Raw genomic sequence first — 22,691 nt, forward strand, 5'->3', positions numbered from 1 at the left:
CCTTGGGCGCTACTTTTTCCATCCGTGGAAAAAGACCCTCGCTACAACCTGCCCTGACACTCAGCTACCGAGGAACAACCTAACTGTTTTCGCTGAGCTTTCTCAAAAAACCAACCACCTCACTTTCGGTGAGGCCTGTCTTAATCGGCGTGCTATCGGCACCGCCGTTAACAACAACATTAAATCGACCTGCTTGCCCGACCAAGCACACATCGGCAGGGGCGCGACGGGCGCAGCTTTTAGCGCAGCCAGATATATGCACCGCTCCTTCCACCCAGCCGCTTAGCTTCTCGGCAAGCGGCTGGGTGGCGACACTCGCTTGTTCGCAGGAGGGCGCGCCAGGGCAGGCATCCATCGCTAGCCGCGGGTCGCTATTATGGCGGATCAAGCCATCAACTGCAGGCAGTGTATCGCAATCCTTCAACAACAGCCGCCGCCAGGGCGTGACCTGCACCGCACTGATACTTGTTTGGGAGCCATTTGTCGGGGAGACCGACTCACGCAGCGTTTCAGCCGCCACTCGGCCAAAGGGAAGCCCCACCACCATGCCCTCGCCATGTTCGCCCAACGCCAGCTTCTCGCCGGGAGCTGCAGGAGCGGTATCGGCAGGCGCCCAATCGGGCAGCGGTACGGTATGCCGCCGCATACGGCCTGACGCCCAACCGCCGGTAGCCACGAACCAGTGGGTCAGGCGTATCAGTTGCTCGACGGCGGCCTCGGTATCGCTCACTGCCGTGCCTTGCGCGTAGCCATCGGCGCGTACCAGCAGGCTGCCTTCCGTTGAGCGTTCGATACGAAAATCGGCGGCGCTGTCGCCAAGCACCGGCGCTTTTCCCGCATCGATGGCGATGCCCACCTTGCCGGGCATGGCGGCTAATTCGCTGCCCCGCGCCTGCAACAAGCGGGCAATGGTATGGGTGTCATCGCCCTTTTGCCAGGCGGGTGCCAGCATCAGTTGCGGTTGGCGTTCTGCTTCCGGGTCGTCGCTCACCAGTTGATGCTCGACCAGAAACGCCATCAGCGGCGGCCAGCTTTCGTCGGTCACCCCTCGTAACTGCAGGTTGGCCCGGCTGGTTAGCTCGATCAAACCGCTGCCGTAGGTCTCGGCGGCGTCGCATAGTGCTAATACCTGTTCCCGCGAAAGCTCACCCAGCGGCGGGCGCACGCGTACCAACAGACCGTCGCCGGTGGCCATGGGTCGCCACGCGCCGGGGCACCAGCCTTTAATGCGTGGGCTGGGCGACATGACCATTAGTCTCTTTGGCTTCGTCTATTTCCAGCAGCAGATCCTGAAGCGCCTGGCCATGCTCGCCAGGGGCTTGCCACATGCCCCGCTGGGCGGCTTCGAGTAATCGTTCCGCCATCTCTTCCAGGGCGGCCGGGTTGTGTTCGCGGAGGAACTGCTGATTGGCTTTGTCGAGCACCAGAGCGTCACTCACCTGGGCGTACTGGTAGTCGGCAATCAGATCGGTGGTGGCGTCATAAGCGAAAAGGTAGTCCACCGTGGCGGCCATCTCAAAGGCGCCTTTATAGCCGTGCTCGCGCATGGCGTTGATCCATTTGGGGTTCAACACGCGCGAGCGAATCACCTTCGCCAGTTCTTCTTTCAGGGTGCGAATCTTGGGCATCGCGGGGTTGGCGTGGTCGGCGTGGTAAATCTCCGGCGCCTTCCCGCTTAGCGAGCGGGTGGCGTTGGCCATACCACCCTGGAAGGCGTAGTAGCTGTTGGAATCAAGAATATCGTGCTCGCGGTTATCCTGGTTTTGCATCACTGCATCCAGGCCCTGGAGCTGCTGCTCGAACGCCGCCCGCGCGGCGGTGCCAGAGGCCTTGAACTGACCGTAGGCGTAGGCGCCTGTCTCCATGTAGGCCTCGGCTAAATCGTCGGCGCTCTCCCAAGAGCGGTTTTCAATCAGCCGGTTGAGGCCCGCGCCGTATTCACCGGGCTTGCTGCCAAAGATGCGGTAGCTCGCCTCCTGGGCGGCCATCTCCGGGCTCAGTCCCTGGTCTTCCAGTTCCTGCTGGCGGGAAAGCACCGCCTCGCGGATGGTGTTGCTGTTGCCCGGCTCTGCATAGCTCGCCACCGCCTGCACCGCGGCATCAAACAGGCGAATCACGTTGGGGAAGGCGTCGCGGAAGAACCCGGACACCCGCAGCGTGACGTCGACCCGTGGGCGATTGAGCAGCATCGAGGGGATCACCTCAAAGTCGCTCACCCGTTGGGAACCCAGCGACCAGATAGGTCGCACCCCCATCAGCGCTAAGGCCTGGGCAATATCATCGCCGCCGGTACGCATGGTGGCAGTGCCCCAGATGGAGAGCCCCAGCCGCCGCGGGTAGTCGCCATGATCCTGCAGATAGCGTTCGACAAACGCCTGGGCGGATTTTTCGCCCAGCGTCCAGGCGGCGGGCGATGGAATCGAGCGGTTATCGACACTGAAAAAGTTGCGTCCGGTGGGTAGCGTATCCAGCCGCCCCCGACTGGGGGCGCCGCTGGGCCCGGCAGGCACGAAGATGCCTTCCAGGCCGTCGAGGAGCGACTGAATTTCCATCTTCACGCCGCGCTGCATGGTGACCCACAGCTGGTCGCGGGCGTAGCGCAGCTGCGCTGCCGTATCGGGATAATCCCGGGCCAGGTCATCCAGGCAGCCGTTTGCCAAGACGTAGTCGGCCACCCAGCGCTCGGCCAGAAGCTCCAGGCGTTCGCGGGCATCCGCCCCGGTGCGCCAGGGGGTATCGAGCTGCTGGGTTAAAATGGCCGGTTCAGGCCCCTGCCAGGGCTCGTTGCCCGCGGCTAACGGATCAAAATCCAAGCCTAAATCGCGGGTCAGGTTGTGCAGCAAGCCGCGGCTGGCCACCGCTTCGCCCCGGGGTAGTCGCAACAGCGCCACCAAAGTGCCCGCCCGCTTCTCTTCCGGCGGCAGCGTACCGAGTATGTGCAGGCCGTGGCGAATCTGGGACTCTTTGATATCGCACAGGAAGGTATCCAGTTCATTGAGAAGTTCGGCATCGTCAGCGCTATTTTCATCAACGCCGTGAGCAAGCTCCTGGTCGATACCTGTATCACGCAGGTGAGCGAGAATTTGGCTACGAATCAGCGCTTCCCGGCGGGGATCCATATCCAGCGCTTGATAATATTCGTCGGTGAGCGCTTCCAGCTCGGCCATGGGCCCGTAGAGTTCGGCCCGGGCCAGCGGCGGCATTAGGTGATCGATAATCACCGCCTGACTACGGCGCTTGGCCTGGGCGCCCTCGCCGGGGTCGTTGACGATAAACGGATAAAAGTGCGGCAGCGGCCCCAGGGCAATATCCGGCCAGCAGTCGGCGCTCAAGGCGATGCTTTTGCCCGGCAGCCACTCCAGGTTGCCGTGCTTGCCCACGTGGATGACCGCATCGACCTGGTAGTGCGCGCGCAGCCAAAAATAAAACGCCAGGTAGCTGTGCGGCGGCGCCAGCTCCATATCGTGATAGGACTGGGTGAGATCGTCGATAAAGTCACGTTCCGGCTGGATACCCACGAAGGTCTCCCCCAGACGAACACCCGCGATCATCAAGCGCCCCTGGCGGCACTTGGGGTCTTCATGAGGTGCGCCCCAGCGCGTCCATACGGTTTCCTGCAGCTCGGTGGGCAGGGTTTGAAACCAGGCCAGGTAGTCGTCAACGCTGATGCTCTGCCAGCAGGCGCGCTGGTCGAGGCTGCCGTGATCGTTGGTCACCGCCCCCTGAAGCTGGCGGATCAATTCATCGCCATTTTCCGGCAGCTCGCTTAACGGATAACCCGCCTCTTTCAGAGCGCTGAGAATTTTCAGCGTCGACGCGGGGGTATCCAGCCCGACGCCGTTACCGATCCGGCCGTCGCGATTGGGGTAGTTGGCCATGATCAGCGCAACACGCTTCTGCCCGTTGGGGGTCAGCCGCAGCGAACAAATCCGCCGCGCCAGCTCGGCCACAAAGGCGGCCCGCTCCGGGTGGATGACGTGGTGGGTCACCGCCAGTTGGCAGCGCGGGTTGTAGTGGGCTTCGGCTTTAAAACCCACCGCCCGAGTGATGATGCGACCATCCATCTCGGGGAGCACCACCTGCATCGCCACATCGCGACTATGCAGCCCGGCGGCCATGCCCTGCCAGTCTTCGCTAGTGCTGCTGGCAAGAATCGCCTGGAGCACTACCGGACGCCCCACAAAAAGGTGGTCGGGTAATTCCTCCCCCAGAGCATCCAGCCCATCGGCGTTGCGATTGACCGCAAAGCTGGTGGTATTGATCACCAGCATGGCGCCGGTCTGCTCAATCAGGTGATTGATAAAGTCAATGCACGGCCCTTCTTTCAGGGACGCCACGGCCACCGCTAGCGGCTCAAGCCCCTGCTCTTTAAGCGCCGCGATCATACCGTCGGGTACGGCGGTATTCGCCCCCTGCAAATGGCTGCGATAAAACAGCAGCAGACACACCGGCCGCCCCGGCACCTGGCGATCGCGCCACTCGCTGAGGCTGGACGCCTGCTGCTCCTGGGACGCATAAATCACCGCGGGCGGAATGACCTTGGGCTCCTGCCAGTCGCCCAGCGGCTTGTCCATGTACTCATTGGCGACAAAGCGCAGCAGCTGCTCGGCGTTATCGGCGCCGCCCTCTCGCAGGAAGCGCCACACGCGGTACGCGTCATCGAAGGGGATGGTGGAATCTTCCAGCAGGGCGTCATCCGGGGCATCGCAGCCCGGCACCATTATCAGCTGGCGCTCGGGTTTCGCCGCCGCCCAGGCTAGCAGGCGTTCGTGGCCGTACTGCCAGTAGGCCTTGCCACCCAGCAGCGAGACGATGACCAGTTGAGCCTTTTCCAGCACCCGATCTTCGTAGAGATCGTAGGCGGCCGGTTTTACCAGGTTCATCCAGTTGGCCAGCCGCACCGAGGGGTACGCCTCACCCAGACGGTCGACCGCCTGGGCCAGCGCCGACAGATTGCTATCGGCGGCGGAGAGTATCACGACCTCGGCGGGGCTCTGTTGCAGGTCGATGATGCCTTCATCATCGACAAAGCCCCCGGGCTTGGCGGCAAATAAGTGCATTAGCTGGACGTATGCGCCTGTTCAGGGTTCATTTCAGCCGCGGCAAGTTCGTCTTGCAGCAGTTGGCTATCCAGCGATTTGCCGATGATCACCAGCTGGGTCTGACGCGTCTCGTCCTCGCTCCATAGCCGGTCGAAGTAGCCTTCCAGGCGCTCGCCCACCGCCTGGATGACCCGGCGCATAGGCTTGTCGGGAATGGCCGCAAAGCCTTTGGCGCGGTAGATCTCGTGGCTTTTCAACAGCTGCTGGAGCTTGTCGGCCAGAACATCGCCATCGACTTCGCCCAGGGTGATCACGCAGGAATCAAAGTTATCGTGGGCGTGGTCGTGGTGAGCGCCTTCGGCATGGTGCTTGTCGTGGTGATTGGTGATGCTATCGATATTTTTTTCGCTGGCTGCGCCGATGCCCATCAGCGCTTCCAGTTGGGTGGTGTCGGTGGTCAGGGTCTGATCGATAAACAGCGTTTTCACCGAGGCACTCACCCGGGCCTGAATTACTGCTTCCACCTTTGTGCGCTCTTCCGGGCTGAGCAGGTCGGCCTTGCTGACCAGTACCAGATCCGCCGCGCTGAGTTGGTCATCGAGCAGCTCGCGCAGGCTGGGGTCGTGATCCAGGCTCTCGTCAGCGAGGCGCTGGGCGGCCACCTTATCGACGTCGCTGGCATAGCGCCCGGCGGCCACCGCAGGGCCGTCTATCACGGTGATAATCGCATCCACGGTGCAGTGCTGGCGGACGTCGGGCCAGTTGAACGCCTGCACCAGCGGTTTGGGCAGCGCCAAGCCGCTGGTTTCAATCAGGATATGGTCGATATCGTTACGGCGGGCCACCAGCTTTTTCATCACCGGTAGAAACTCTTCTTCTACCGTGCAGCAGATACAGCCGTTGGCCAGTTCATAGATGCTGCCGTCTTCACCGTCTAGCTGCCCGCCTTCGCTACCCTCTTCACACCCCAGCGCACAGCTACGCAGCAGGCTGGAGTCGATATCCTGCTCGCCGAACTCATTGACGATCACGGCGATCCGTTTGCCGGTGACTTGGCGCAGAATATTGGCCAGCAGCGTGGTTTTGCCGCTGCCCAGGAAACCAGTGACGACCGTGGCGGGAATTTTATTGAGTTGCATGGGTAAATGCCTCGCTAAGAAGTTGCTGTTCGGCGTGCGCCTGGGTTGATAAAAAAGGCGTTGATGAAAACAAGCGAGCCACAGCGTCAGGATTATTAGGGAAAAACAGATGTAAATAGGTCGCCGTCAGGCGCTTTTGACGGTAAATCGCCTCCCCCGGCGCGGGGTGCCGCTGGCGTCGGCCGTGGCCAATCGGCTCGGGGGTGCCTTCCGCCATGGAGCGGTGGTGCGCATGGCCGCGAACCGGGCCTTCCGGCAGCTCGGCGGTTTGCATCCCCTGGCAGCCGCGACGCCCGCGCATGGCCCCCTGCCCAGGCAGCAGGCCCAGCATGGTATGGGTAATATCGTCGTAGTCGGTCAGGGTTTCCAGGCAGTACAGCAGCCCGCCACACTCGGCCAGAATGGGCTTGTCGGCGCGGTAAAAAGCCTCAATAGCCGAACGCATGGCGCCGTTATCCGCCAGCGTTTGAGCGTGAAGCTCCGGGTAGCCACCGGGCAGCCACAGGGCGTCGCACTCGGGCAGGTGGCTATCCGTCAGCGGTGAAAAGAAGCGCAGCGTCGCGCCCATCTGCTCCAGCAGATCGAGGTTGGCTTGATAGACAAAGCTGAAGGCGGCGTCCCGGGCCACGCCAATGGTGTGGCCGTTGAGCAACGGCTTAGCGGCCGCAAGTTGTTCCTGGGGGGCGGTAAAGGTCACCGGTGAAAGCGCTGCAAGTGATTCAAGCAGTCCTGCCGTTTCCAGCGCTTTGGCACCCGCCTCGAAGCGGGCTTCCAGATCCTCGCGAATTTCCGCCGCCTGCACTAAGCCCAGGTGGCGCTCGGGGAGCGACAGCGCGGGGTCGCGGGGCATGGCGGCCAGCAGAGGAATCGTCGGCGGCAGCGCGCCTTCGATCAGCTCGCGGTGGCGCTGTGAGCCGCAGGCATTGGCGATTAGCCCGGCGATATGGATGTCGTCGCGAAAGCCGACCAACCCCGAGACCAGCGCGGCGGCGGTCTGGGCCATGCCTTTTACGTCCATGACGACCGCCATGGGAATATTAAACAAGGCCGCCAGGTCGGCGCTGGAGGGCTCGCCGTCGAACAGCCCCATGGCACCTTCGACTAAAATTAAATCCGCTTCGCAGGCGGCGTCATAAAAGCGCTGGCGGCAGTAGGCTTCGCCTGCCATCCATAGATCCAGCTGATCCACCGGCTGACCGGAGGCCTGGGCCAATATCTGGGGATCCAGATAGTCCGGGCCGGTCTTGAACACCCGCACCACCTTGCCCTGGTTGCGCAGCAGGCGGGCAAGGCCCGCCGTGACGGTGGTTTTGCCCTGGCCGGAGGCCGGGGCAGCGATAAATAGCGCGGGGCAGCTAACGGTCGGTGTGCTCATCAGTATTCGATCCCCGCCTGGGCTTTGACGCCGCCGCGAAAGGCGTGGCGTTCGTCCTGAACGACGCTGATGGTATCGGCGATTTCCTGCAGCGGCGTGGCCATGGTGCGCCCGGTAATGATGACGTTCTGGTGCGCCGGGCGGCGCTTAAGCGCTTCCACCACCGGCTCGGGGTCGAGATAGCCGTACTTGAACATATAGCTCATCTCGTCCAGCACGATCAGGTGATAGGCGGGGTTCTCCAGCAGCCCTTTGGCGACGGCCCAGGCGGCCTCTGCGGCTTCGATGTCCCGCTCACGATTCTGGGTTTCCCAGGTAAAACCGTGGCCCATGATGTGCCAGTCAAGCTTGGGATGATCGCGAAAGAACAGGTACTCGCCGGTTTCGCGGCGGCCTTTGATGAACTGAATCACCGCACACTGCTGGCCGTGCCCCAGTGAGCGCGCCATGGTGCCGAAGGCGGAGCTGCTTTTGCCCTTGCCGTTGCCTTTCAGCAGAATCAGCACGCCGCGCTCTTCAGTGGCGCGGCTGATGCGCTCGTCGACCACGTCTTTTTTGCGCTGCATGCGATCTAAATGGCTTGCGTCGCTCATGAGAAGTTCCCAGGTTGATGTGCAGAAACAGTATGCGCCATAGAGGGTTTGCCAAACGAGGCAGGCCAGTAACGCGCGCCCAACTGCTGAGCGATTCGCGCGCCCTGCCCGCGTTTGACTTTGGACTGTTCGGTATCGATCAGCAAACAGTCCTCCAGCGGGGCGAGATCGTCAACGGTTTCCCGGGTGCGGCCATCGGTAATCAGATAGGTGCGCACCTTCAGACCGGGCTCGCGGCGCTGCCACTGGCGGATCAGCCGCTTGGCTTCAATAATCGCTTCCCGCAGCGGGGTGCCGCCACCGCCTTTGGCCGCCTCAAGCGTGCCTCTCGCGTTTTTGGGCGCTCGGCGACGGGAGAGTATCGTCACGACACCGCCGTTGCCAAACCCCAGCACCGCGACCTGCTCCCGCGCGGCGTAGGCTTGACTGACCAGCGACTCGACCAGCCCCTTTGCCTGGCCCAGCAGGCGCTGCCCCAGGGTGGAACCGGAGGTGTCCAGCAGCACCAGGTGCGCTGTCGCCTGGCCAGCGCGGCACTTGCGCATCTTTAGCTGCTGCCAGGGCCATTGGCCGCGATTAGCGATCAGCGTTGCGAACCCGTCCAGCCGCGAGGTCTCAACTTGGGAGCGGCCACGCCCCTCCACCCCGCCTTTCCCCGCGCTGGAAGCGGTATCTGCACGCTTAGCCCGCTGAGCAAACTCATCGCTATCGGGCAGTTTCAGTGCTGGCTGGCTAATCGACGCTTGAGCCATGGGAGGCATGGCGCCCCACTGGCCTTGTTCACCGCGCTGACTAGACGACCCGCCGCTGGGCGCGTTATTAGCTGACGACGACCCGCCCTCGCCTTGCGAAGGCGTTTGATTAGGCGGCGATGACAGCGGACTTTGCTCTGGCGGTTGGGTACGCCGATGCGCCAGCACCCAAGGCTCGACGGTATCGATATCCTGCTGCTCCACGCCACCCACGCCACGCCACGCAGCGTGGGCCTGTGCAGCACGGTGCCAAGTAACGTCTGCCCGTAAGCCTTCAACCCCGGCGGCCTCACAACGGTTGGCAATCGTTCGATACACCCAGGAGTCGGTGGTGATCTCTTTGAGCAAACGCTGGGCTTTAGCAATACGCTCGGCCAGGGCTGCCTGGGCATGTTCATAGTTTTGCAGCATGCCAGTAGGGTCGCGGTCAAAGGCCTCCCGCTGCTGCACGATAGCAATACGCTCGTCGATGCTGATGGCCCCCGCCTGCTCAAGACAGAGGCCAAAGCGGTCGAGCAGCTGAGGGCGCAGCTCACCTTCATCCGGGTTCATGGTGCCGATCAGGCTAAAGCGCGCCGGGTGAGCGTGGCTGATGCCATCGCGCTCGACGATATTGGTGCCGCTGGCGGCAACGTCCAGCAGCAAATCAACCAGGGTATCCGGCAGCAGATTGACTTCATCTACGTAGAGCACCCCGCCGTCGGCTTTAGCAAGCAGCCCGGCATGAAAGGTAGCTTCGCCATTGGCCAGTACCTTTTGCAGATCCAGACTGCCGACCAGCCGATCTTCACTAGCACCCAGCGGCAGAGTGACAAAAGGGGCACGCTTCCCTTCGCTATCGCCAGGCAAAATGGCGGCCAGCGCACGGGCTAAGGTGGATTTAGCGCTGCCTCTTGGCCCACTGATCAGCACCCCGCCGATACGCGGGTTAATGGCGTTCAGTAGCAGCGCGGTTTTTAGCGCCTCCTGGCCAACCACTGCCGCAAAGGGAAACTCACTCACCGGCACCTCCCGTGCTGGCCAAGCCCGCTAACCTATCACTAATAGCCAACTGATCCAGGGAGCGTGGGACTTGAATACGATTCATGGTAACTAGCTGAGTGATAATAAAACCATTCATTAAGAAGTGGGGATTTAAAAAGCATTTAGTATAGAGGAAGGCATGGCGGCGAGGCCAATCTGTTGCAAGTGGTTAACTTTGCGAAGGCATGTATTAGCTGACGCTAAGAATGACGCTGGATTTTTACACCTTTTCGAAATAAATGTTATAACATTGCTATTTAAATGGGATCTTATAAGATCCTTAGGCTTTGTGTTGTTCGCTATCCCCCTGCCACCTAGAATGGCCAGTGTCGGTGTTCCCCACGGAACTTAATAGAGAATCCGCCGCGGCTTGCCGCGAAACGGAACTGCCCCCGCAACTGTAGGCGGCGAGCGATGCTCTTTGATGCCACTGGACACATTGTCTGGGAAGGCGAGCTAGCTATGACCCGTCAGTCAGGAGAACTGCCGATATATTGCTTACCTCGAGCGAAGTGGCTCGGTCAGTGTTTTCTGTCCGACTGCGGAGCTCATCATGCACGGGAGTGTACATGATGTTGAGATTGACCACGGCCATCGCCGCGAGCGCTGTTGGCCTTGCACAGGCGGCTTATGCCTCCACCGACTACCCTCTTACGCTAACCAATTGCGGCGTTGACTTCAGTGTGGTGTCAGCACCCGAGCGAACGGTGACGGTGGGCCAATCAGCGACGGAGATCCTCTATTCGCTGGGGCTCGATGACCGAGTGAATGGCACTTCAGTGTGGTTTAATCCGGTTCTTCCCCAGTTTGCTGATGCCAATGAAGCGATCGAGCGGATCGCCAACGACGACCCAAGTTTCGAGGCCGTGGTCAATAAGCGCCCTGACCTGGTGGCGGTACAGTACGAGTGGCACGTGGGCCCTACCGGCAGTGTCGCCACCCGTGAGCAGTTTCATGAGCTGGGTATTAATACCTATATTATGCCCGCCGATTGCGACACCAAGGATAACTCGACCGGCGGCGATGGCACCCGCACCGCCGCCTTCTCAACTGACTCCATCTATAAAGGGATCACCGAGTTAGCCGAGATCTACGATGTTCAAGACGCTGGCGAGGCGCTGATAACCGACCTTGCCGCCCGCGAACGGCGCGCTATCGACTTGGCGAGCAGCCTTGATTTACCGGAAGACTTATCGGCGGCATTCTGGTTCTCATCGACAGACCTGGGGGTTAGCCCTTTCGTGGCGGGGCAACTGGGGGCACCGGGGTATATGATGGAAAAACTCGACATTCGTAATGTCATCGAGTCTGACGAAGAGTGGCCCACGGTGGGCTGGGAAAGCATCGCCAGAGCCGATCCCGATGTGCTTGTTATCGCCAGTATGGATCGCCGCCGTTTTCCTGCCGACGACATTGAAGCAAAACGCGAGTTTTTACGCAGTGACCCGGTCACCCGGGAGATGAAAGCGGTTAAAAATAACCGTATCGTCGAGATGGACGCCCACGCCATGAGCGCCACCATGCGCACTATTTACGGCCTTGAAACACTTGCCGAGTCACTATCCAATATGTCGTTTAACGAATGAGCATAGCGCTAACGAGGGCTTCCTCCGCACACTTCGGGTTGCGCTGGCTATGGATAACGCCGCTCGTGCTTGTGACGGCACTGATCGCGGGCACCGCCATCGGCGAGACGCCGATTCCCGTGGATACCATTGTCAAAGTGCTCGCCAACCAGATGATAGGAACGGATTACCCGGTTGACCGCATTGACGCGGGCATTATCTGGAACTATCGACTCAGCCGCGCCGTGGTCGCAGCCTGTTGCGGAACCAGCCTGGCCCTGGCAGGGGTTGTGCTGCAGGCACTGCTGCGTAACCCTCTGGCCGATCCCTACTTGATGGGTATTTCCGCCGGGGCTTCTACCGGGGCGGTGGCAGTGGCCGTCGCAGGACTGGGCGCAGGGGCACTTTCGCTCTCGCTGGGTGCTTTTATCGGCGCCCTGCTCTCCTTTGGTATCGTGATCATGCTCGCCCATGCAGCCAACAGCGGTGTGGGTGGCGGGCGCGGCGTTCAAGCTGCCGGGGCAATTATTTTGGCGGGCATTGCAGGCTCGCAGCTGTTCAATGCGCTGACCGCTTTTATCATTACCAAGTCAGCGAGCGCCGAGCAGGCCCGGGGCATCATGTTCTGGCTGATGGGCAATCTATCCGGAGTGCGCTGGGCCGATGTAACCCTGGCGGTGCCTGCCGCGCTATTCGGGCTGCTGGTTTGCCTGTGGCACCGGCGCTCCCTGGATGCATTTACCTTCGGTGCCGACAGCGCCGCCTCCATGGGCATCGCGGTGCGCCCAGTGCGAGGGATGCTGATTATCGCCATGGCGCTGGTCACGGCAGTCATGGTGTCTATTGTGGGGGCGATTGGCTTTGTGGGCTTGGTGATTCCCCACGCCATGCGTTTTATCGTGGGGAGCCGCCATACCCGCCTGGTGCCGGCAACCGCCCTGGCCGGCGCCGTGTTCCTGATCGGCTCGGATATTCTTTCCCGGGTGCTGGTTTCCGGCCAAGTACTCCCCATCGGGGTGATTACCTCACTGATCGGCGCGCCAGCGTTTGCGCTGATCCTGGTTCGCGGTAAGAGGTCTTAATGCGATTAACGACTGAACAGCTTGCTTGGTCGGTACACGGCACGCCACTGCTGACTGACGTCAATCTTACCGTCGAGCCCGGCCAAACCTTTGGCCTGGTGGGGCCGAACGGCTCGGGAAAAACCTCCCTGCTGCGCCTGCTGGCAGGCTTGAACAAACCCAAGTCTGGCCGGGTGCTGGTTGACCACCAGCCAATGCACACCCTCAAGCAACGGGCAATCGCCCAGTACATCGCCTTGGTGGAACAGCAGGCCGACACCACCGACCGGATTACCGTGCGTCAGGTGGTCTCGCTGGGCCGCACCCCCTTCCTTTCCGCGTTGCGGCCTTGGTCAACTGAAGATGATGCCATCGTGGCGCAAGCGCTGCGCGACGTCGATATGGCGCATATGACGGATCGGCTTTGGCATACCCTGTCGGGCGGCGAACGCCAGCGCGTGCATATTGCCCGGGCGTTGGCACAGCAGCCTAAAATCCTGCTGCTAGATGAACCCACCAATCATCTGGATATTCGCCACCAGCTGTCGATTCTAGAACTGGTCAGGCAACTACCGATCACGGTGGTTATCTCGCTACATGATCTTAACCAAGCCATGGAGTGTGACCGCATCGGCGTGATGGATAGCGGCCGCTTGATCGATAGCGGCCAGCCCCAAGACGTACTCACCGCCAACAGACTAGAGCAGACGTTTGGGGTACATGCGCGTGTGATTGACGACCCTGCCGATGGCAAGCAGATCATGCTTTTTCGGAGTGCGATTTAAGCTAGCGCCGGTGCCAAGCGCTACGGCGTCCATTCAGCGGAAAAGGTGCCAAACCACGCTGTGATCCGTGCCCATACTCCAAAGAAGCACGACGACGACAAGCAGTGCCTCCAGCACCAAAACGCCGATGCCCAGCGTCGTGGTAGACAGAATAAATCCCTGCTTATGGCTGATTCCCAGAAAGCTGGGCGTTCCCTTGTAGAGCAGATAGGTGCTATAGAGCAGACCGATCACCATACCCAGCACACAAAACCAGAAAGCCGGATAGAGCGCAAAAACGCCACACAGGAACATCGGTGTCGCAATATAACCTGCGAAGATAATACAGTCGCGGCGGCTAGGTCGGTTCTCAATTCGGCGAGCCATCCAATGGATCATACTGCCCACAATACCTACTGCCACTAGCATCAGCGCATAAAAAGCCACGCCTAAGGCAATGCCGTTGGCAAGAGAGACTTTATAGGTTTCCGAACCACCATAAGTCCAGCCTACCTGGGTGGTGCCTATCAGGGCACAGACAACAGGAACGGCAGCGAGCAACAGAACATGGTGAGCATAGAGATGACTGACAGACTCATGCTCCTCACTGATTTTATACCACTCCCGTTCAGGATGATGGAGGAGCCCCCAAACATGATTGACCATAACGACCTCCCGTTTTTGTAATCACGCTATTGTTAGGGTCAGACGCTGATTAATCGGATCAACAAGGTTCCGAATCATCTTTAGTGTAGAACACAAAATCATTTCCGGATGTGAGGATTTTTCTTTGCTAAGGTGGGTGACTCAATCTATTCATTATTGGGGTTCATATGCGCATCCTATTCACCGGCGGCAGTGGCAAGGCTGGCCGTCATGCGACCGCTTATCTTCGCGATCAAGGCCATCGAGTCACTAATCTGGATTGGGTGGCGTCTGATGTGCCCGGTATTGCTACCCTGAAAACCGATCTGACCGATGCTGGGCAAGTGTTTAATGCCTGCCAAGCCTACGCTGGATTCGATGAGCTGGAACCCGGCACCGGCGTGCCGCGCTATGATGCGATTGTTCACTTTGCGGCCATACCCGCCATCCTGCATCGGCCAGACAACGAGACCTACCGCATCAATACGCTAAGTACCTACAACATTCTTGATGCCGCCACCAAGCTGGGCATTCCCAAGGTCATCTTTGCCTCTAGTGAGACCACCTACGGTGTCTGTTTCGCTGATGGCGAGCAAAAACCCGACTACTTGCCCGTCGATGAAGAGCACCCCACCGTGCCTCAAGATAGCTACGCCATGAGCAAGGTAGTCAACGAAGCAACGGCACGCTCCTTCCAGGCGCGCTCGGGCATCGATATCTACGGCCTGCGCATCAACAACGTTATCGAGCCCCACGAGTACCGTCAGAACTTCCCAGCCTACATGGACGACCCTGCCCTGCGTCGCCGCAATATCTTCGCCTATATCGACGCCCGCGACCTGGGCCAGATGGTCGATTGCTGCCTGAAAACGGATGGCCTCGGCTACCAGGTGTTTAACGTCGCCAATGACGATCTGTCGGTTAGCCTGAGCAACGCCCAGGTGATCGAACGCTTTTACTCCGGCATGCCTATCAAGCGTGAAATGAGCGAATTCGAAACCTTCTACTGCATTGATAAGGCCCGTCGTCTGGTCGGTTTCGAACCACGCCACTCCTGGCGGGAAGAGCTGGAGCAGTAGGTATTACCCCTTTATCGGCACAAACACCGGCGCACCATCCACCTCTACCACCGCTAGCTTTTGGCGGTAGAGGTTTTCCAGCGCGCTGGGCACCAACATGCTATCCCGAGTACCCCAGCACGCCTCGCCATTGGGATACAGCAGCAGCACATGGTCGCACCAGCGGGCAGCCAGGTTGAGGTCGTGTAAGCACATGATGACCGCCTGCCCCTGATTGGCCTGTTCTGCCATCAGTGCCATCACGGCGCTCTGGTGGTGAAGATCCAGATGATTGGTGGGTTCGTCGGCCAGCCACACATTGGGCGCTTGAGTCAGTACCGTGGCAATGGCCACACGCTGGCGCTCTCCGCCGGAAAGTGTGCTTACCAAACGGTCGCGAAGGTGCGCCACATCCAGGCGCTCAAGGGCGTCTTCCGCACGAGCGTAGTCTTCAGCCCCCTCCATCTGCCAGGGCGATAAATAAGGGTGACGACCAATCAGCGCAGTTTCCAGCACGGTTGCTGGAAACCCATCCTGGCGATCTTGAAACACCAACCCCAAACACTGGGCGATATGCCGGCGGCGCAGCTGACCAAGCACTGACTCGTTGAGCTGAACGCTGCCCGAACGTGGGGCATGCAGCCCCGCCAAAGTATGCAGCAGCGTGGTTTTACCCGCCCCGTTAGGGCCCAACACACCCCACACTTGTCCCGGTTCAACAGTTAAATTAAGCGGTGTGCCACCTTCACGTCCCGGCACGTCGATGATGAGGTCTCGGGTAGCCAGTACGCTCATCAGCGGCTCCGGTAGAGCAGAAACAGGAAGGTGGGCACGCCCAACAGCGCAGTGATCACGCCTACGGGCAGCTGTTCCGGAGCGATCATGGTGCGGGCTAGTGTGTCCGCCAACACCAATAGCGTGCCCCCCGCCAACGCACAGGCGGGCAGTATCAGCCTCTGGTCGTTGCCTAACAGCAGGCGCAGCATATGCGGCACCACTAAACCGACAAAGCCAATGCTGCCTGCGGTAGTCACTGCCGCAGCAGTCAGCAGGCTGGCGGCAATGTAGATACACCATTCAAGCGGCCTGACGGCAACGCCCAGCGCGGCGGCTTGCTGCGGGCCACGGGCCAACACATTCAGGCTGCGCCCAAGCGGAATCAGCACCACGCAGGTGGCCAGTAACAGCAGTAGCGGCGGCCAAGGCGTACGCGCATAGGAGAGATCGCCCATGAGCCAGTAGAGCATACCCGGCAGACGTTCGGCGGGGCTCATCGCCAGCATTAGGGTAATCACTGCGCCCCACCCCGCTGCCACCACCACGCCCGTTAGCAGCAACCGCGAAGGCGTCCAACCGCCGCTGCCGTGGGCCAAACCAAAAACTAAAAACGTCGAAAATAGCGCGCCGCCAAATGCCGAGCCTGAAATCGCCAGCCCGCCTAGCCCTCCCAGCATGGCTGCCAGTGCGCCAATCGAGGCGCCACCGGAAAGACCAAGCACGTAAGGGTCTGCCAGGGGGTTACGCAGCAACACCTGCATCAATGCACCGGCTACCGCCAGCAAGCCACCCACCGCAAAGGCACTTAGCGCTCTGGGCAAGCGCAGCTCGATCACCATGGTGCGCGCCAAGGCATCGCCCTGGCCCTGCACATTGTCACCCATCAACACCTGCCAAATTTGCGCAGGAGAGAGTTGCGCACTGCCGACACCCATGGCGAGGATCAGCGAAGCCAAGGCCGCTAGAAGTAGCAGGCTCAGCGGCAGACCCAGGCGTGCGAGCATTAACTGCGCCCACGTTTCTGGCGGGCGATATCGAGCTTCTCACAGAGGATCTGGGTGCCCTCCATCAGTCGCGGCGTGGGCCGTTGAATCAGTGAGGGCGGCACAAAAAAGAGGTTATCTTCCGCAACTGCCGTCAAGTTGGGATACTGTTCCCAGTGCGTCAGCCAGTGGCGATTCTCTTCCCCCATGCCACCGGCCACAATCGCTTCTGGATTGGCTGCCAGCACGGCTTCATCATCGATACGCGGCACCAGGCGTGCCTGTTCGCCAAATACATTTTCACCGCCACAAATCTCAACCACTTGGCCGATCAGGTGCTGGTCGTTAACGCTCATTAGCGGCTCATCCCACACTTGGTAAAATGTGGTTACCGGCTCGCGATCCCGATAGCGCTCTTCAATGGCCGCCATGGTATTGCGGAAATTGTCGGCCACTGCTTGTCCCGCTGTTTCTGTGCCTGCCAACCTTGCCAAGCGCTCAATGGTGCTGGCCACGCCCTCTACATCGCGGGGCTCGATATAGAACACTGGCATGCCCAGGGCTTCAAGGGTTTCAAGCTGTTCGGCGGGGTTACCCGTCACCCAACCAATCACTAGATCGGGAGCAAGCCCCACCAGCTTTTCTAAATCAATTCGGGTATGGCTGCCCACTGACGCCACTTGTTTGGCTTCCGGGGGATAGTCGCTATACGAGACGACGGCGACCACTTGATCTCCTGCGCCAGCCGCATAAGTCAGCTCGGTTGCGCCAGGTGAGAGCGTAGCAATACGCCGAGCAGCATTGTGAAGACAGACCTCACGGTCACGGTCATCTACTACGCATCGCGAGTGCTCGTGTGCAGAAGCAACAGACGCCATCAACAGCAGCGCGAGGCCCAGGGCCCCGCGCGCAACACCACTTTTCCTATTGACCAAAGTGAACACTCAGGAACCCTGCTCGGCCAGCGTTGATGTAATCACGGGTGGTTGAATACTCTTTATCAAAGGCATTTTCTAGCGTAACACGAGCGCTCCAGAGTGGCGCAAACCGCCAGCCTGCGCGCAGGTTAACCAGCCCATAGCCTCCTAAACGCTGGGTATTGGTGGTGTTATCGTAACGGTAACTCTGCGCGACTAGGGAACCCCCCAACGACCAATCGCCAAGCTCCCGATCTGCATCCAAACGCACACTCTGGGTGGCCCGGCGCGCCAATCGATTGCCGGTTGCCCGGTCTTCCGGATCCAGGTAGGTGAAGGCAGCTTGGAGTGTCCAGTCGTTAACCTCGACGCCGCTTGACAGCTCGGCGCCGCGTATACGCGCGCTGTTAACATTTTGCGGCGCCCATAAGCCACTCGACGTTGGCGCCCAGGCAATCATATCGTCGTAGTCGTTTTGGAAGGCAGCTAGATCCCAGAACCACTGGTTGTATTGGCCTCGAACGCCCACCTCGACGGTTTCAGACTTTTCTGGATTGAGATCAGGGTTACCCGAATCCGGCCAATATAGGTCATTGAAGCTCGGTGCCTTAAATGCGGTGCCCACACTGGCACGCAGCGTGTGGTAGCTATCCAAATCGTAACCTATCGCCAGACTACCGGTAATTTCATCGCCATAGGCTTCGTTATCGTCGTAACGCAGGCTTGCTTGAAGGGCGAACGGCGAAAAGTCGAGTAACCCTTGGGTAAACACTGCTTTGTTATCACGGCTGGTAACGTCAAAATCGTTGGTGCTTGAAACGCGGTCTTCGCTAATTTCAGCGCCTGCGATCAACTCATGAGCGCCAAACTGAATGTTGTTCTGCCAACGGGCGGTTTGTGTGCGGGTATCAATAACGGAGGCGCCGAAATTATCGATTGTGTCCAACTCATCGCGGGCTTCGCTAAGGGTCAGTCGACTCTGCCAGGTATCAGTTACCGGCAACTCAGCGTAGACGCCTGCCACCTGCTGGACGAAGTCATTCTCTCCACCGTCATATTCGTTGTTACCACGTGCGCGCATTGCCAACACGCCGACTTCAGCGCCACTCTCAAAGGTATGCGCAACACGGGCTAGCGCCGAGGTATTGTCGTAGCCTTTGTCTTCACCACCCCGACGAATGGGCTGGCCATCGGTATTGAAATGGCTAGCGGCAAAGCTGTAACGCGTGCCCCCCTCGCGCCCTGAAACGCCTGCGCTTAACCGCTGGGTATTGAATGAACCACCGCCGACTGAAATTCTCGGTTGCGGCCCCTCTTCGTCACCATCAGGGGTAAAAAGCTGTATCACGCCGCCGACGGCATCCGCACCATAAAGGCTACCGCGGGGGCCGCGCACAATCTCAGCACGGTCAAACATACGCGGATCTAAATACTGAAATGCAGCACCGCCCGCCGTAGCGGATCGCAGCCGAATACCATCAATCATGAGCACGGAGGCATCGCTGGGCGCCCCGCGTAGATAAACGCTGCTGTTTTTGCCAAAGCTGCCATTACTCGTGACATCAACCCCCGGCTGGCCGCGCAGAAGATCGGTCAGGCTGATGGGGTCTTGGCGGCGGAAAGTCGCTTCATCCAGCACGCTAACGGAAGAGAGGCTTTCGTTGGCGGTGCGGGGCGCTAACGCAGCGGTCACGACCACAGGATCGAGCATAGCTAAATCGGTCGTTGTTTCGGCGTATTGCGCCTCGGCTTGGATGTGAAAGGCTAACGGTAAAGCAGCCATACTAAACGCCGCCCGTTTGGCGGTAATGTGGAAACGGAGGTTCATGGAGGATCCCTTGCACGCTGGGCTCACCCGCACAGCGCAGTTTTTTTGACCGAACGGAGGATCAAACAAGGGAGTCTCGGTCGCACGGCATGATCGCATCGCGCCACCGTTAATCGCCCTGAGAGCGCCCACCGCGCCTCGGCATATATCGGTTCAGGTTGAACCATTACTCTCGGGCCGGTCTCCGGGCTGACGAGCGAAAGACGTCTTCATTCTTTCCGAACGACCACCTTCCCGTGCTTGAGCACAGTGGCGTCTTAGCCGTTCTTATCTCGATCACCGTTGCGGGGGCAGCGTTGGAATCACGCAAAGCGTTCACCAACTTCCCGTTTCACTAGCGGCTTTAATCCACCGCCAGCACCTGAGAGTGGGCGTAAGCTAGCAACTTGTTGGAGGGTGGTCAATTCTCAAGGGTACCCTCCTTGATGCGGGTATCCCGTTAAACTCAGATAGACGCCAAGCCATTCGCTCATTTGAAATTAGCACCCAGCTTCAATCATCTGTTTTATTTTTAGCGCTTTTTCAAAGTGATCCAGCTTGTGGGTTCCTCTCCACCATGTCGCCACTTCCATAAGAAGCTCTGGATCATCATTTTTATTTGCAAAGAAAGCATAGAAAGAAAGCCCTACCGCCTCCCCCTTAGTGTTTATTTTATGGGCACAGACGGCAGCAATTTTTTCTCTCAATTCGGGTCTCACTCACTTACTCCATATTGGCAAAGCAAAATCCCTCAGTCAGCCTCTGGGCACCCATGTAAAAAGGAATATTTTACTTTTCAAAATCAGCGATTTAGATATTTTTCTGTTTTTCATATTGCTTAATGAGCTTGTATGCCATCGCTTACTAATTCAAAATCGAATTCATAGTCAACAACCGTGGTCGACCCCTTGTACCAAATCTCAACGGTTTCCGGCTGACCATGAAAATAGTAAACATCCACTGGCGTTCGCCGCGGCTGGTTATTGAAATAGGTGTCTTGCATTATTTCTGCCAAGTACCCCTGGCCGTCCTTCACGAACACCTGGTTTCTGCGCTCAGTATGTTCGTCACGCACCTCTGCAACTTCACGTGGTTCAAACACAGCATAATCGATAACTAACTGATTTCCGTTCAGCGTCATACCTGCTGGAAGCTCGTCTTTGGCAAAGCTGTCCTTAATCAGATTCGGCGCGACTAGCATCGGTAGCGTGCCTTTGACGCGCACTGGAGTCTCGGTGAATCGCTCAGGACTATAATCCAGCCGCCCGAACCTTCGCGGGTACACAGCGCCCAACCCTCTGTCACCTTCCTTGTATTCAAAGGCAACCACCTCACTTTCGTTCTCGTTCGGCTCGCGCGCTTCAACTCTATCACCCTGCGAATCATAAAATTCAAATGTACCCATCACATGCAAAGCGCCTGCGCGCTCCTCTTTTTTCAAAAAAAGATCGCTTTGCACCGGTGGGTAAAACCAGCCGATCTGGCCTGAGTGTTCCCTATTTGGGTCTAAGCCCTCACCCTCTTCATGCCACTGGATCGTTTTGATCCGCTCTTGCATCAGCGCATCATCCAGCTCAACAGTAGGTAGTTTGTGTTCCTCACGGGTACTATACACTGGCGCCGTGGGCGGAATTTCAGGTAAAGCGTCCAGATTGCCGTCATCAACCGTCAACGGATGCGGAAAATTGTGCACTGGCAACTCCAGTTCATGGCTTACCGATTCACTCTCTTCGGTATAGACCATCAGGGTGACGCGTGCTTTGTCGACAATGCCACTGAACGCCCGGCCCAAAAATAACTTACGGCCCTGCTCCTCACGCAGGGTATCGCGCATCGTTTCAAGTTCGCTACGCGCCACGGCTTCGTCTAAAGTCCCCTGTTCTGCCCGCTGGTAGAGGTCGTCCAATAGCTCGTGAATACGTTGAGCGCGGTTAGTCGGTGCTCGCTCAGTTGCATGCCAGGCAAGATACTGGCCATGGGCATCAACAGCTTCGGCAAGGATATCCCTATTACCAAAGTTCATCGGTGTGCCTTCCTCGGCATCCACCTCAATCTCATAGCGCCCATTCGCGAACTCCAACAGGGTCACTAAATAGCCCCCTTGCTCGGCTGTTTTACCAACATCATCAGCAGTAAACTCAAACTCAAGCAGAGCGGTTGGCAAGTCCGCATGAAATTCGCCGCTCACTGTGAGTGGCTGCGGATCATCGGCAGTAAAAGGCGCCTTGAAACAAAAACTCTCACCGGTGTACACGACGTCGGCGGTTTCCCGCTGCTGGTTCGTAACCTCTGGAAGTTCTAACGTGCGGCCGTCCTCAAATGCCATCTGCGGAAAGTCCAGATAATGACGAAATGGAAATTCAAATCCCTGACTCAATTTCAAACCATGGTGATCCGAATACCCCATGCATTGGGGGTGGTCATAGCTACTGAAAGCCAGCAAGCTTTGCACATAAGTGTCCGTCAAATCAGCGAGGTCTGCATAGTCCTCCAGCCGCAACAACCATGGCTGAGTGTACTGAAATTGATCGGGAACCATATGGAAAGGAATAAGATTCAACATATCGAAGTAATTTGAATGCTGCTCTTGCCACAATAGTTGCGCCAGCGCCTTGTCTTCAAGACCATCTAATACAGCTTTACGGTCGTCGTTAATAGCTTCCAGCCGATCAAACTGCTCTTTCACACTGCTTGGTTCCCGCTCAGCTTCCTTACTTTCTACACAGCCAGTGACCAGCAGTGCACTGACTAGTGTAACCATCCATTTTCTTTGCATGCTATTAACTCCCCCGCCCTTATTTATGCTGATTAGCAGTTTGAATTCACCGACTAAAACGTCATCGTCTCTACGAAGATTTTTCAATTTTAAACGCCAATCAAGTGGTATAAATCACCTACTCTTCACCTATCTGAAACCAAAAAGATAAAAAGAGTTTTTCTGCTATCAAGTCAGATATCGACTGCATAAAAAAGCCATAGCCGGGATCGGTCTCTAACGCTTTCATTTCCAGCACAATCTCTCTGATCCTGAATTCAACTAATAAGTGCAGCACCTGCGGTTTCTAGTGCTCCTGAGCATTCACCTAAGAAAACTGAGGCTGGATGACAGCTTTATCGAAGGTGTCATGCATCAGGTGCTTGATGCCCTACCCTACCTAGGGGCTTTAGAAACAGTCAGCTTTTTGAGCGA

At 58.5% G+C, this 22,691-nt stretch carries 17 protein-coding genes and 2 riboswitches; of the genes, 4 read left to right on the forward strand and 13 right to left on the reverse strand.

Annotated features, from left to right (window positions below; translation table 11 throughout):
- Positions 1 to 79: 79 nt before the first annotated feature.
- The 6 genes from SR894_RS11770 to SR894_RS11795 are packed head-to-tail and all read right to left on the reverse strand — an operon-like array spanning position 80 to position 9,903.
- Complete coding sequence (locus tag SR894_RS11770; RefSeq protein WP_133732588.1) at positions 80 to 1,246, reverse strand: cobalamin biosynthesis protein CobG; 1,167 nt, start codon at positions 1,244 to 1,246, stop codon at positions 80 to 82.
- Positions 1,224 to 5,060 (reverse strand): cobaltochelatase subunit CobN, encoded by a 3,837-nt coding sequence (cobN, locus tag SR894_RS11775; RefSeq protein ID WP_133732589.1) that lies wholly within the window; start codon positions 5,058 to 5,060, stop codon positions 1,224 to 1,226. Before cobN ends, SR894_RS11770 begins: the two co-directional genes overlap by 23 nt.
- Positions 5,060 to 6,181, reverse strand: a complete 1,122-nt coding sequence (gene cobW, locus SR894_RS11780; RefSeq protein WP_133732590.1) for a cobalamin biosynthesis protein CobW — start codon at positions 6,179 to 6,181, stop codon at positions 5,060 to 5,062. Before cobW ends, cobN begins: the two co-directional genes overlap by 1 nt.
- Positions 6,168 to 7,556 carry a cobyrinic acid a,c-diamide synthase CobB gene (locus SR894_RS11785; protein WP_133732591.1) on the reverse strand — a complete coding sequence of 463 codons (1,389 nt, stop codon included), beginning with the start codon at positions 7,554 to 7,556 and terminating at the stop codon, positions 6,168 to 6,170. The genes cobW and SR894_RS11785 overlap by 14 nt, the downstream gene beginning before the upstream one ends.
- Positions 7,556 to 8,149, reverse strand: a complete 594-nt coding sequence (gene cobO / locus SR894_RS11790) for a cob(I)yrinic acid a,c-diamide adenosyltransferase (protein ID WP_133732592.1) — start codon at positions 8,147 to 8,149, stop codon at positions 7,556 to 7,558. The genes SR894_RS11785 and cobO overlap by 1 nt, the downstream gene beginning before the upstream one ends.
- The gene (locus tag SR894_RS11795; RefSeq protein ID WP_133732593.1) at positions 8,146 to 9,903 is read right to left on the reverse strand and encodes an AAA family ATPase; all 1,758 of its coding nucleotides are present in this window, start codon (positions 9,901 to 9,903) and stop codon (positions 8,146 to 8,148) included. The genes cobO and SR894_RS11795 overlap by 4 nt, the downstream gene beginning before the upstream one ends.
- A 335-nt stretch (positions 9,904 to 10,238) precedes the next feature.
- Positions 10,239 to 10,429: riboswitch (cobalamin riboswitch) on the forward strand.
- 64 nt (positions 10,430 to 10,493) lie between these two features.
- Between SR894_RS11795 and SR894_RS11800 the strand changes: the two genes are divergently transcribed.
- Genes SR894_RS11800 through SR894_RS11810 form a run of 3 tightly spaced genes read left to right on the forward strand, consistent with a single transcriptional unit; the run spans position 10,494 to position 13,335 of the window.
- Complete coding sequence (locus tag SR894_RS11800; protein WP_133732594.1) at positions 10,494 to 11,510, forward strand: ABC transporter substrate-binding protein; 1,017 nt, start codon at positions 10,494 to 10,496, stop codon at positions 11,508 to 11,510.
- Positions 11,507 to 12,571 carry a FecCD family ABC transporter permease gene (locus SR894_RS11805; protein ID WP_133732595.1) on the forward strand — a complete coding sequence of 355 codons (1,065 nt, stop codon included), beginning with the start codon at positions 11,507 to 11,509 and terminating at the stop codon, positions 12,569 to 12,571. The genes SR894_RS11800 and SR894_RS11805 overlap by 4 nt, the downstream gene beginning before the upstream one ends.
- Positions 12,571 to 13,335, forward strand: coding sequence for an ABC transporter ATP-binding protein (locus SR894_RS11810; RefSeq protein ID WP_133732596.1), 765 nt, complete (start codon positions 12,571 to 12,573; stop codon positions 13,333 to 13,335). The genes SR894_RS11805 and SR894_RS11810 overlap by 1 nt, the downstream gene beginning before the upstream one ends.
- Positions 13,336 to 13,368: 33 nt before the next feature.
- On the opposite strand, the gene SR894_RS11815 is transcribed toward SR894_RS11810, so the two are convergent.
- Entirely contained in the window at positions 13,369 to 13,980 is a 612-nt protein-coding gene (locus SR894_RS11815; protein WP_133732597.1) for a Yip1 family protein, read from the reverse strand.
- A gap of 167 nt (positions 13,981 to 14,147) precedes the next feature.
- Here SR894_RS11815 and SR894_RS11820 point away from each other — a divergent pair, with 167 nt between their 5' ends.
- Positions 14,148 to 15,038 (forward strand): NAD-dependent epimerase/dehydratase family protein, encoded by an 891-nt coding sequence (locus SR894_RS11820; protein WP_223288155.1) that lies wholly within the window; start codon positions 14,148 to 14,150, stop codon positions 15,036 to 15,038.
- 3 nt (positions 15,039 to 15,041) lie between these two features.
- On the opposite strand, the gene SR894_RS11825 is transcribed toward SR894_RS11820, so the two are convergent.
- From SR894_RS11825 to SR894_RS11850, 6 genes are all read right to left on the reverse strand, one after another.
- A complete protein-coding gene (locus SR894_RS11825; RefSeq protein WP_133732599.1) occupies positions 15,042 to 15,812 on the reverse strand; it encodes an ABC transporter ATP-binding protein in 771 nt (256 codons plus the stop codon).
- Positions 15,812 to 16,798 carry a FecCD family ABC transporter permease gene (locus SR894_RS11830; protein ID WP_208862707.1) on the reverse strand — a complete coding sequence of 329 codons (987 nt, stop codon included), beginning with the start codon at positions 16,796 to 16,798 and terminating at the stop codon, positions 15,812 to 15,814. Before SR894_RS11830 ends, SR894_RS11825 begins: the two co-directional genes overlap by 1 nt.
- Positions 16,798 to 17,655 (reverse strand): cobalamin-binding protein, encoded by an 858-nt coding sequence (locus SR894_RS11835; protein WP_244286575.1) that lies wholly within the window; start codon positions 17,653 to 17,655, stop codon positions 16,798 to 16,800. Before SR894_RS11835 ends, SR894_RS11830 begins: the two co-directional genes overlap by 1 nt.
- Positions 17,656 to 17,701: 46 nt before the next feature.
- Complete coding sequence (locus SR894_RS11840) at positions 17,702 to 19,522, reverse strand: TonB-dependent receptor domain-containing protein (RefSeq protein ID WP_133732601.1); 1,821 nt, start codon at positions 19,520 to 19,522, stop codon at positions 17,702 to 17,704.
- A 158-nt stretch (positions 19,523 to 19,680) separates the two neighbouring features.
- Positions 19,681 to 19,902, reverse strand: a riboswitch (cobalamin riboswitch).
- Between the two features lie 99 nt (positions 19,903 to 20,001).
- Positions 20,002 to 20,220: a DUF6500 family protein gene (locus tag SR894_RS11845; RefSeq protein ID WP_133732602.1), complete on the reverse strand. Its 219-nt coding sequence runs from the start codon at positions 20,218 to 20,220 to the stop codon at positions 20,002 to 20,004.
- A 119-nt stretch (positions 20,221 to 20,339) separates the two neighbouring features.
- Complete coding sequence (locus SR894_RS11850; RefSeq protein WP_133732603.1) at positions 20,340 to 22,277, reverse strand: hypothetical protein; 1,938 nt, start codon at positions 22,275 to 22,277, stop codon at positions 20,340 to 20,342.
- Between the last annotated feature and the right edge of the window lie 414 nt (positions 22,278 to 22,691).

This window comes from Vreelandella neptunia (assembly GCF_034479615.1).
GTDB classification, from domain to species: domain Bacteria; phylum Pseudomonadota; class Gammaproteobacteria; order Pseudomonadales; family Halomonadaceae; genus Vreelandella; species Vreelandella neptunia.